The sequence below is a fragment of the Alteromonas stellipolaris genome, assembly GCF_001562115.1.
GTDB classification, from domain to species: Bacteria; Pseudomonadota; Gammaproteobacteria; order Enterobacterales; family Alteromonadaceae; genus Alteromonas; species Alteromonas stellipolaris.
The window spans coordinates 2,129,581-2,140,945 of sequence record NZ_CP013926.1 but is presented as its reverse complement, the minus strand read 5'-3'; the positions used below and the strand labels follow the sequence as shown (position 1 = coordinate 2,140,945).

The window sequence follows — 11,365 nt, the reverse complement described above, 5'->3', positions numbered from 1 at the left end:
AATATGAAATTCAACCTATAAATACTACTTTTTACATCAAAGGTAAGGTATTTCTACTGTTATATAAGCTATGTTAGACCTTCAATAGTCATTCTATTTATCGAATTAAAACAATTAGAGCAAACGAGCCATGAATAAGAGATGTTTAAGCAAGTCGGCGTTAACACTAGTCATAAGCACATTATTAACTACCCATTCGGTTTTGGCAGACGAATCAGCAAGTAATACTTTGTCTTTAAAAGACGTATTTAATCTTGAGTATGCTGCAAACCCAGTGGTAACACCTGATGGCAAACATGTTGTGTACGAGCGTCGTAGCATGGATATTATGACAGATTCAATGCGACGGAATCTGTGGACAATAGCCTTAGATGGAAGTGCTCATCTGCCTATTCTTTCTGACAGTAAAAACCACTTTAATCCTGTGTTTTCACCTGATGGCGCTAAAATGGCTTACCTTTCAAGTAAAGAAGGTAAGGTTCAAGTTTATCTAAAAGATTTAGCATCAAATAGCACAACTCGCGTAACCGATGTCGCAATGCGCCCGAGCGGTATGAGTTTTTCACCAGACGGTAAATATTTAGCTTTTGCTATGTTTACACCCACTAAAGCCAAACCGTTATTTAATTTAGATTTTAAGCCTAAAGGCGCTAAGTGGGCAGAAACCCCACAGTATATCGACCAAACCAATTTCCAACGAGACGGCGTGGGAATGAAACGCCCCGGCAACATGCAAATATATGTTGTGCCAACCATTGGCGGAACGCCAAGACAAATTACTTCTGGGGAACATGACCACGCCGGTACCATTGCATGGTCTGACAATGGTCAACAGATCGTTATCTCTGCTAACACCAGCGACGAAGCTGATTTCGATATGCTTAATAGCGATCTGTTTAGCATTGATGTAAAAACGTCAAAGGTGACTAAATTAACTGATATGAGTGGCCCTGAACGAAGCCCTCATTTAAGCCCTAACGGTAATAAAATTGCCTTTGTTGGTAATGAAGATAATGGAAAATCAAATCAGCTAAGCCATTTATATGTAATGAATTCAGATGGCACGGGCATCGAAAACCTGACTAGTGAGCTAGACCGCTCTGTCGGTGCAATTAAGTGGGCTGACAACGGTAAAGGGGTATATTTTAGCTATGATGATATGGGTAAGAAAAGTGTCGCCTATGTTAGTTTGTCAGGTAAAATTTCAACGAAAACAAGTGATTTAGGTGGCACTAGTTTAGGTAGGCCGTACACATCGGGCGATTACGATGTAACTCCTAAAGGCAGTGTTGTTTATACCGCTTCAATGGGCGATCGCCCTGCTGATCTTGCAATAGTGACCAGTAAAGGGAAGGTTAAACAACTGACTGATTTAAATGGTGATGTGTTTGATCACATAACAGTGAATAAACCAGAATTGTTGGAACTAAAAAGCAGTGTAGATAATAGAGACTTACAAGCTTGGTTGGTTACCCCTCCTAACTTTGACCCTAAGAAAAAATACCCGCTAATTTTAGAAATACATGGCGGGCCTCACACTGCGTATGGCCCCAGTTACTCAACAGAAATACAATTAATGGCTGCTGCTGGTTATGTTGTTTTATATGGCAACCCTCGTGGGTCTACTTCTCAAGGTGAAGAGTTCGCTAATTTAATTGATAAAAATTATCCATCACAAGATTATGACGACCTTATGGATATGGTGGATGCCGCTATTGCCAAAGGTTATGTGGATGAGTCTAACTTATTTGTTACTGGCGGTTCTGGCGGGGGGACGCTGACCTCTTGGATCATCGGAAAGACCGACCGTTTCAAAGCCTCTGTAGTGGCGAAACCCGTTATAAACTGGACAAGTATGATTGGTACATCTGATATCTATGCGTATATGAGCAAGTATTGGTTTACAGACTTACCTTGGAACGATTACGAGCAATATTGGAACCGTTCGCCGTTATCATTAGTGGGCAATGTAACAACGCCTACCATGGTGCTCACCGGTGAATTAGATGTACGTACTCCTATGTCTGAAAGCGAACAATATTATGGTGCATTACGCTTACAAGGTGTAGATAGCGCGCTGGTGCGTATTCAAGGGGCTTATCATGGTATCGCAGCTAAACCTTCTAACTTAGCACGTAAAGTTGGATATATTTTAGCGTGGTTTGATAAGTACAAAGACGACACGAACAGTGAAAAGAAAGAAGACTAGAGATTAGTTTTCTTTAGAAGTAAAACCTAAAAATCAAAGCCCTACATACTGTTTTAGTATTAGGGCTTTTTACTTTTTAAATGCCGTTAACTTGGCTAGGCATTCGTTGCAAATAAGCTATCTTTTACTAACCTTTTTATTGCTTATTTAATGTTTATTTAAAAAGCTTAAAATATCTTTAGATACACGTTTAACATCTTCCACCATAGGCATATGGCCAAGATCTTCATAAATAAGTGTGTTTGAATTGAGCATCAATTTCCAGTGGGTAAAATCGTCTACCGGTAACAGCTTATCGTTAAGCCCCCATATCAGCATCGACTCAGGATAATCGAATTGGTAATCACGAGAGTAAAAATCCCGCAAGTTGAAAAATTGATGGAACATGTGGGTATATTGCGCTCGCTTATTAATATATTCCCATGCGAGTGCGCGCAAAATAAACTTTGGGATAAATGGTGGTTTAGCCATGATTAAATCATAGAATTCAAAAAAATCCTGTTCAACTTCATGTTCAAAAGGGTTAAATTTATTGTCTATCATATTCTGAGCAAATGGTGACTTAGCGCCTGCTGGGTCGATCAATACTGCTTTTTCAATTCGCTTAGGCATTTCATCAAATAGTTTAGCCGCCATCATTCCGCCCATAGAATTACCCACTATGCTGAAGTTCTTAATGTTTAATTGATCTAATAGTGCCAATAACATCTGGCATTGGCTGGGAACAGAATAATCATCATCGGGGTGGTAAGCAGTTTGGCCATGGCCTTTAAGGTCAGGAATAACTAGGTGATATTGAGAAGAGAATCTTTTGGCAAAACGATTCCACACATACTTATCAGCACTGAAACCGTGTAAGAGCACCAGTACAGGCTTATCATTAGAGAAATGTTTTGTATTGCTATGATAGAACACCTCAAGCCCATCAATTGAGCGACTGCCACAATACAATCTTGCTAACTTAGCTTCTGTACGATTAACAAAATCAAAGATTAATCGACTCAATAGCATACGACGCCGCTTAGTCGATAAAATAATCATCAATCCTACAATAACAGCAGTAATCAATAAAACGATGATAAATAATTCCTAATGATTTCTATATTGGCTTACAACGATGTGCAGACTTTTGCTTTTAGATAGGAGTTTAATTGGAATCTAATGCGTTGACTAGTAACACTATTCGGACGGAGAATTTTCTAACAGGCGGGTAGTATTGCGATAGACGCTTTTGGCAAGTAACGCTTCGCAGGGCGGCAGCTAGCTCTTAGTTAGCTGCCGCTAGCAGGTTAAGCCCCTTGTTTAAGTTACTCAGCATATTCAGTTTTATCTTTAAATTCACACAAGTCTTCAATAATGCAGCTTCCACAACGAGGTTTGCGGGCAATGCAGGTGTAACGTCCGTGCAGGATTAGCCAGTGATGCACATCCACTTTAAATTCTGCTGGCACTACTTTTAGTAGCTTCTCTTCCACTTTCTCAACGGTTTTACCCATAGCAAGTTTAGTGCGGTTGCTTACGCGGTAAATATGGGTGTCTACAGCGATGGTAGGCCAGCCAAATGATAGTGAAAACAGATCATGTTTCTATGTTAAGGCATGAAGGTCAGCCTCTACCGAAATAGACACTACAAGACTCTTGGCTTCGAGAGCGTATTTAATCTAATACCTTTAAACCCGATCTAACATCGACATGGTATTTAACATGCAATGTGCAACTATTAAAGGCCATAAGTTTCTACCAAAACATACATAGCCTACTCCCATGGCAATACCAATCAAACCAACAGTGATGGAGCGCTCTGATAGATCATATGAGTGTCTAAATCCAAAAATAAGTGCTTGAAGTAAGACGGCAGTTGCGGTTGCAAACCAGGTACTTGATAATGCTTTTTCGAACCAGTTGATTAAAAAACCGCGGTCTAATAACTCTTCTAACATCGACTGAAGCCAGATGAATGGAAGAATCATAATAAACAAGCCCCAGTTACCAGACAGATCACCAAATTTTGAGCTTGCCTGTTGGTGAGAGTGATCAGGTGATAGGTTTAAACCCAAGCTGTCTTTAAGTAACTGAAATGTCAGAATAGAAATAACCGTAAACACAAAAATAAAGATCGTTGCTATCAAGGATTTTTTGAAACTTTCGGTTTTGTGCAGACCAATATCTCGCCAGGTAATTCCTCTAAGTTTCATTAAAAGCATGGCAACTATCAGTGTCGAGAAAGACCACAAAAGGCCGTTCGCTATAAAATTGAATTGTGAAAAATAAATATTTCTCACCAGAAACATAGTTCCAATAAAAAGCGAAATATCAAACCACAAAACCCATGAGTGTTTGTGATGAAAACAATGTAGTTTAAGCGATGCCATTGGTTTAAATACCCTTATTAATACTGCGCCATGCAACGTTATAGGCCTTTAACGATGGCCTTCAGGGCACTTACATGATTTAAATAGGCTCGTTGCCCTTCTTTTGTGAGAGATAACCATGTGCGTTGTCTTCCGAAATCAGTTCGTTTACTCAAGCAGACATAATTTGCTTGGACTAACGTTTTTAAATGTTTAGAAAGTGCAGATTCGCTGAGATCTAATTCTTCCCTCAAAACCTTAAACTCTATCTCTGCCGTGATACTGAGAATCGAACAAATCTGCAATCGATTTGGCGCATGGATAACATGATCAAACTCTGCCTTATACATGGTTGCTTTTACCTGCTCGATAATTACCTGTAGGGAAAAAATAAAGCAAATAGCCGAGAGAAATCGAGCCAATAGCTCCGCCAAGATAAGCTACCCACCATAATTCACGTATAGAGAGCTCTCTGGAGAGCACCACAACCAAGCCAAAAAAGATAGCTATAGTGAAACCAAATTTGAGTTCTGACTTGTGAGTCGGTAATACTTTCGGCTTTATACCGACAAGCCGCTTGCTGTACATGTAAATTGCAACAGCAAAAAAGAAAACTACAGAAGAAATAATAACACCCAACATCCACAGATTGTCGTGTCGGGTAGAAGCCCAGGAAAACACTCCCATACCATATGAACCGGATATAAAAATGTTTAGCCAAATTGGCATTCTTAGCGTCTTGATTGTGTCTTGTTCTGTTTTTTCGATAGCCTTTAACGATGACTTAATTTCGTTTATCGAAACGTTTTTTTCATTATCTTTCATATCGCGATGTTCTCTTATTAACTTTCCAATGTGGAAAGTAATATAATACACACTTTCAATATTGGCAAAGCATAGCTTTCCAGTATGGAAAGTTTGTAAGTATAATCACGTCAATTTCGTCCAAAATTTCCAAATTTTCTGAGCTAGAGGAGAAGTGTACTAGAGCGTAAGTAATATAAATAATCAATCAGTGGTGTAGCTAATCAGTTTTATCCTTAAACTCACACAAGTCTTCAATGATACAGCTACCACATTTAGGTTTTCGGGCAACACAGGTATAGCGACCATGTAAAATGAGCCAGTGATGTACATCGACTTTAAATTCTTTTGGGATCACTTTTTCGAGTTTTTGCTCAACCGCAACCACATCTTTACCCATAGCAAGTTTAGTGCGGTTGCTTACGCGGTAAATATGGGTGTCTACAGCAATCGTAGGCCAGCCAAATGCGGTATTAAGTACTACGTTAGCTGTTTTACGGCCAACGCCAGGGAGGGCTTCTAAGGCTTCGCGGCTTTCGGGTACTTCGCCATCGTACTTTTCAACTAAGATTTCGCTTAATCGATGCACGTTTTTGGCTTTGGAGTTGAACAAGCCAATGGTTTTTATATATTCTTTTAGCCCATCTTCACCAAGCGCAGATATAGCCTGTGCGGTATTCGCAATTGGAAATAATTTATCTGTGGCTTTGTTTACGCCTACATCGGTTGATTGCGCTGACAAGGTGACCGCGACCAACAACTCAAAGGGCGTGGAGAAGTTAAGCTCAGTGGTAGGGTGAGGGTTAGCATCCCGAAGTCGGGTTAAGATTTCACGTCTTTTTGTATTATTCATGTTTACTTCGCTTATTCTTTTTCCACTCGGGCTTGGTGATTTTCTTTTTCACTAGCCGCTAGCTACTAGCCACTTAGATTTCGTTATGCTTCAGCGGTAACCCGTGCGCGAGTGGCCTTTTCTTTTACTGTGGTCTCCCGGGCAGCAATTCGAGCATCAATCATGTTCTTAAAGGCAATTAGAAGTCCCATGCCTAAAAACGCACCGGGTGGCAATATGGCCAATAAGAAAGGGGAGTCGGTTTCAAATAAGGTGAGTGTCCAATTACTCGCAATGCTTCCAAATAGTCTGTCGGCACCCACGAACAAAGTTCCATTCCCTAAAATTTCGCGCATACCACCAAGCACTACAAGTACGAAGGTGAATCCTAAGCCCATCACTAGGCCATCGTAGGCTGATGCGCCAGCACTGTTTTTAGAGGCAAAGGCTTCCGCTCTACCGATGATGGCGCAGTTGGTAACAATTAACGGGATGAAGATACCCAACGCAAGGTATAACTCGTAGGTAAAGGCGTTCATGAGCAGCTGTACTATCGTCACGAAGGCGGCAATAATCATAACAAATACGGGAATTCGAATTTCGTTACGAACGATATTTCGCACCAATGAAACGGTGACGTTGCTGCCAATTAATACAAGGGTAGTGGCTAAGCCTAATCCTAATCCATTGATGAAGGTGGCAGTAACCGCTAGCAACGGGCATAGGCCGAGAAGTTGAACTAGCGCAGGGTTGTTCTTCCAAATACCTTGGAGGGTAAGGTCGCGATAATCTGTCATTCGCTTAACACCTCATTAGTTGGTAATAGGTCATTTTCAATACCGCACAAGTTAGGGGCAGAAAATAAGGTTTGTTGATTGTCTTGCACATACAGGAGTGCATTTTTCACAGCACTCACTACTGCTCGTGGCGTTATTGTAGCGCCAGTGAATTGATCGAACTCGCCGCCGTCTTTCTTCACTTGCCATACTGGTAGGGCACTTACCGAGAAGTGTTTTCCGGTGAATGAGGTTATCCAGTCGCTGATTGCCAATTCAATTTTATCACCCAACCCTGGGGTTTCTTTGTGTTCCAACACGCGAACACCTAGCACATTCATTTGCGTATCTACGCCAATGACTAGCGCAATATCACCGCTATAACCGTCTGGTGCTGTAGCTTCAATGGCTAAGGCTGCCGGTTCGCCGTTTATCCGTGCACGATAGGCCGTATGAGGCTCTTGCGTACCTAAATTCGAACTTACTACTGAAGTGCAATCGGCATAGAGCTCATTGTCATGTAACTCATGCGGCACCACTTCATTTAATATGCTAAGCAATTTTTGCTTTTGTTGCTGTGCAATGCGATCGGCCGTACCGTTGTAGGTAAGGGCGATGAGCGCAGTACCTACTATCGCAAACGCGCTTAACATCAAACCATTTTTTATTAGCGTCTCTTTTACCATTTACTCTACTCGCCTTGCTTTTTTGGTAACCTGATGCCCGTATGTGCGGGGGCGGGTATAGTAATCAATCAGCGGCACTACCATGTTCATAATAATGACTGCAAAAGCAATGGCGTCTGGGTAACCGCCAAAAACTCGAATGATAACCACCCAAAAGCCAATGGCTGCGCCATAGATAATACGCCCTTTGGGGGTGGTAGAAGCTGATACCGGGTCGGTGGCAATAAAGAATGCACCTACTATCACTGCGCCATTAATTAAATGAAAAAGCGGCGATGCATAATGATCGGCATCAACCATATATAGCAATAATGAAAACGCCGCTACAGACGCCAGCATGCTGCCTGGAATGTGCCAGCTAATCACTTTTAATCGCACAAGCCACAGGCCGCCAAGTAGATAACTTAAGCTTACCCATCCCCAGCCTGCACCGGCAGATTGAAATAGCCCAGTGGAAAAAATAGGTCTAAGCAATGATTCTGAGTAAGTAATGCCCAAGGTTAAATCAGTCTTCAACGTGTCGAGCGGTGTGGCCATTGTTACTCCGTCTGCAACCCCGCCAGCCACAGTACGCAACTGGGTAACATCGTAGCCGGTGGTAGAAAAGTCGGTAAATATAAGTGCTGCAGAGTCTAAAAAGCTAGGTGTTAAGCTTGCTAGGTGCTGGGGTGGCAACCATAAACTCATGGCCGCAGGGAATGAGATTAATAGCACTACATAACCAATCATCGCTGGATTGAAAATGTTAAACCCTAAACCTCCGTACACTTGTTTGGCGACCGCAATGGCGAAAAATACGCCTGTAATTGTCATCCACCATGGCAGGGTTGGGGGAATGCTGATGGCAATTAGCAGGCCGGTTAGTATGGCAGAGTAGTCGGTTAACGTACGCTCGATAGGGCGTTTACGTAACCATAAAATAACCCCTTCAAAAACCAGTGCACTGGCCACTGCTAAAAAGGCTTGAATGAGTGTACCCCATCCAAAAAATACGGTTTGGGCAATAATTCCTGGCACCATGGCGTAAATGACTAAGCGCATAACTTGGCCAGTATCGCGCTTCACTCTTTGATAGGGAGAACTAGATAAGGTTAACTTCATGATTGATTGTTCTCACTTTCTGCAGCTGCTTTTTTAGCTTTAGCCTTAGCGACCGCTGCGGCAATACGGCGCTTTTTCTCAAGGGCAGGACTGTTTGCCTCTTCAGATGTTACTGACTGTGGAGCGCTTTGCTTGGCCTCGTGGGTAGGTGCAGATGGCTCTGCGTTCTCTGTTACCTTTTGTTGCTCAGCCTCAACATTTTGATTAGCAGTGGCCACATCGTCTGCTTGTGTTTTCTGAGATTCAGCTAAACGCTTTTTCGCTTTTGCCTTAGCTACCGCCGCGGCTATTCGGGCTTTCTTGTCATCAGCGTTGGTAGTGGCTTCGCTGTTTGCTTCTTTTTCAACCCTGTCAGCGCTACTGCTTGGCTTATCAAGCGGCTTTTCGCTTTGTGTATTGATAAGGTCAGCCTTGGGCTCAATAGTAGCTTCAGCATCTGTTGAGGCTATTTTAGGTGTTTCTAAATCGCCACGCTTCTGCTGTTTTTGTAATTCTGCTTTTTTAGCTTTTGCTTTAGCAATTGCTGCGGCTACCCGGGCTTTTTTCTCATCTTGCGACTGCGTTGATGAAGCTGTGTCAGAACCGTCTTCTTTTGGCTGACTTAGTGGTGATTCGTTTGCAACTACTTCGGCGCTGCTTTCACCTTGTAGTTGACGAGCTGCTTTTTTCGCTTTTGCTCGCGCTATAGCAGCGGCAACTTGTGCTTTCTTATCGTCGGCAGGCGTATTTGTATTTTCGCTTTTGGTGTCAATTGGGCGTTCAGGGGCGTGTTGTTCTACATGCGCTGTCGTTTGAGATTCAGGCAAATCTGCATCAGCTTTAGGTGCATCAGCTGTTGATTCGCTAAGCTTCTGAGCCTTTTTCGCCTTAGCTCGTGCTATGGCGGCGGCTACCTGGGCTTTTTTATCATCAGCAGGTGAGCTTGCGGAAGTACCTGCGCTAGCTGTGGTACTTGGGGATGCAGGTTTTGCGTCAGCCACGCTTGTTTCGTCAGAATTAGCGCTCTGGAGGGCGGCTTTTTTCGCTTTGGCTCGGGCTAATGCAGCCGCGACTTTATCTTTAGAGCTATTTTGCTCTGTGGAAGGAGCCGTCGATGTAGATCCGCTATTAGCATTACTCTTCGCGGCGAGTCGTGCTTCTTTAGCGCGGCGGTGTTTCGCTTCACGCTCTTCTTTTTCTCGTTCTAGGCGCTCATTTCGTGCTTCAAAACGTTGTTTCGCTTTTTCTGCTTTGTTCTTTTCGTCTCGTTGTAATCGAATTTCTGATTTAGCTTGGCGATAATAATGCACCAAAGGTATTTCGCTAGGGCATACATAAGCGCACGCGCCGCATTCAATACAGTCGAAAAGGTCATACTCTTCAGCTTTGTCGTACTCTTTCGCTTTCGCGTGCCAAAACATTTGTTGTGGTAACAACGAGGCAGGGCATGCGTCAGCACACGCACTACAACGAATACACGGGCGTTCGGCGTTATCGTCTACTAATTCTTTTTTACTAGGTACTAACAAGCAGTTTGTGGTTTTTACCACGGGTATGGTGGCATCTGCTAAGGCAAAGCCCATCATGGGGCCACCCATAATCACTTTTGGAGACGTTTGCTTTTTAACTTGGTAATTAGCTTCGTCGAGCAAGTGCTTTACCGGTGTGCCAAGTAACGTACGAAAATTGGCAGGCTTAGCAACGGCATCGCCGGTTACTGTGACAATACGTTCAATAAGTGGCTTGCCGTGTAAAATAGCGTCGGCAATGGCAAAGCAGGTCCCAACGTTAAACATCATGACGCCAATGTCTGCCGGTAGACCATTACGGGGTACTTCGCGGCCTGTGATAACTTGAATTAATTGTTTCTCACCGCCAGCAGGGTATTTTGTTTCAATGGGCACTACCCGATAGGCGTCTTTATCTTGGCAGGCAATGTTAAGTGCTTGAATTGCTTCTGGCTTGTTATCTTCAACAGCAATAACAATCGCTTTAGGCTCAATGATATGCGCTAAAATGTCTAAGCCTTGGCGAATCTGCCACGCGTGTTCGCGCATAAGGCGATCATCTGCAGTAATGTAAGGTTCGCACTCAACGCCGTTTAGCACTAAAAACTCAACGGGCTTACTGGTGGCGGTTTTAATATGGGTAGGAAAGCCTGCGCCTCCCATGCCAGAAATGCCGGCTTGGCAGATGGCATCTACAATCGTATTTTTATCTACCGCAGTATAATCAGCTAAAGGTGATAGCTCGCCCCACGTATCTTTATCATCGGGCTTAATGCTAACGCACATTTCCGTAAGACCACTAGGATGAGCAACCACGTGAGGTGCTATAGCAACGATATGCCCCGAGGTGGGCGCATGCACTGGCACAGCATAGGGTGTTGTAGCATTAGATAGCGCTTGGCCTTTATAAACATAGTCACCTACATTAACGCAGCATATACCTTCTGAACCTACATGTTGACGTATGGGCAATGTAAGCAGATCTGGCATTGTTGGCTGCACAATAGCGGCCTTGTTCGACAGTCTCTTTTTATCATCAGGGTGCACGCCGCCTGGGAACGAAAAGAGTTTCCCTGAATTTAGGCGTTCAATAATGTTATCAAAATCTGGGTAGTTCAA

Annotated in this window: 10 protein-coding genes and 1 pseudogene; 1 reads left to right on the top strand and 10 read right to left on the bottom strand. The window is 43.1% G+C overall.

What is annotated here, in order from left to right; genetic code table 11:
• The first annotated feature begins 130 nt into the window (after window positions 1-130).
• The gene (locus AVL57_RS09055; RefSeq protein WP_057793101.1) at window positions 131-2,209 is read left to right on the top strand and encodes a S9 family peptidase; all 2,079 of its coding nucleotides are present in this window, start codon (window positions 131-133) and stop codon (window positions 2,207-2,209) included.
• Window positions 2,210-2,356: 147 nt separating this feature from the next.
• Here the strand turns inward: AVL57_RS09055 and AVL57_RS09050 are convergent, their stop codons facing one another.
• The 10 genes and pseudogenes from AVL57_RS09050 to rsxC form a co-directional block, all read right to left on the bottom strand.
• On the bottom strand, window positions 2,357-3,220 hold the full coding sequence (locus tag AVL57_RS09050; RefSeq protein WP_312038625.1) for an alpha/beta fold hydrolase: 864 nt from the start codon (window positions 3,218-3,220) through the stop codon (window positions 2,357-2,359).
• 296 nt (window positions 3,221-3,516) lie between these two features.
• Window positions 3,517-3,774: pseudogene (locus AVL57_RS09045) on the bottom strand (iron-sulfur binding domain-containing protein); the annotation flags it as partial.
• A 105-nt stretch (window positions 3,775-3,879) separates the two neighbouring features.
• Entirely contained in the window at window positions 3,880-4,581 is a 702-nt protein-coding gene (locus AVL57_RS09040; protein WP_057793097.1) for a CPBP family intramembrane glutamic endopeptidase, read from the bottom strand.
• Window positions 4,582-4,619: 38 nt separating this feature from the next.
• A complete protein-coding gene (locus AVL57_RS09035; protein WP_057793095.1) occupies window positions 4,620-4,910 on the bottom strand; it encodes a transcriptional regulator in 291 nt (96 codons plus the stop codon).
• The gene (locus AVL57_RS09030) at window positions 4,903-5,385 is read right to left on the bottom strand and encodes a hypothetical protein (protein WP_061093582.1); all 483 of its coding nucleotides are present in this window, start codon (window positions 5,383-5,385) and stop codon (window positions 4,903-4,905) included. The genes AVL57_RS09035 and AVL57_RS09030 overlap by 8 nt, the downstream gene beginning before the upstream one ends.
• A gap of 199 nt (window positions 5,386-5,584) precedes the next feature.
• On the bottom strand, window positions 5,585-6,217 hold the full coding sequence (nth, locus tag AVL57_RS09025; protein WP_057793091.1) for an endonuclease III: 633 nt from the start codon (window positions 6,215-6,217) through the stop codon (window positions 5,585-5,587).
• 83 nt (window positions 6,218-6,300) lie between these two features.
• The gene (locus AVL57_RS09020; RefSeq protein WP_057793088.1) at window positions 6,301-6,993 is read right to left on the bottom strand and encodes an electron transport complex subunit E; all 693 of its coding nucleotides are present in this window, start codon (window positions 6,991-6,993) and stop codon (window positions 6,301-6,303) included.
• Window positions 6,990-7,658: an electron transport complex subunit RsxG gene (rsxG, locus tag AVL57_RS09015; protein ID WP_057793087.1), complete on the bottom strand. Its 669-nt coding sequence runs from the start codon at window positions 7,656-7,658 to the stop codon at window positions 6,990-6,992. Before rsxG ends, AVL57_RS09020 begins: the two co-directional genes overlap by 4 nt.
• Window positions 7,659-8,759: an electron transport complex subunit RsxD gene (rsxD, locus tag AVL57_RS09010; RefSeq protein WP_057793085.1), complete on the bottom strand. Its 1,101-nt coding sequence runs from the start codon at window positions 8,757-8,759 to the stop codon at window positions 7,659-7,661. It abuts the gene before it with no gap.
• Window positions 8,756-11,365, bottom strand: a complete 2,610-nt coding sequence (gene rsxC / locus AVL57_RS09005; RefSeq protein ID WP_057793083.1) for an electron transport complex subunit RsxC — start codon at window positions 11,363-11,365, stop codon at window positions 8,756-8,758. The genes rsxD and rsxC overlap by 4 nt, the downstream gene beginning before the upstream one ends.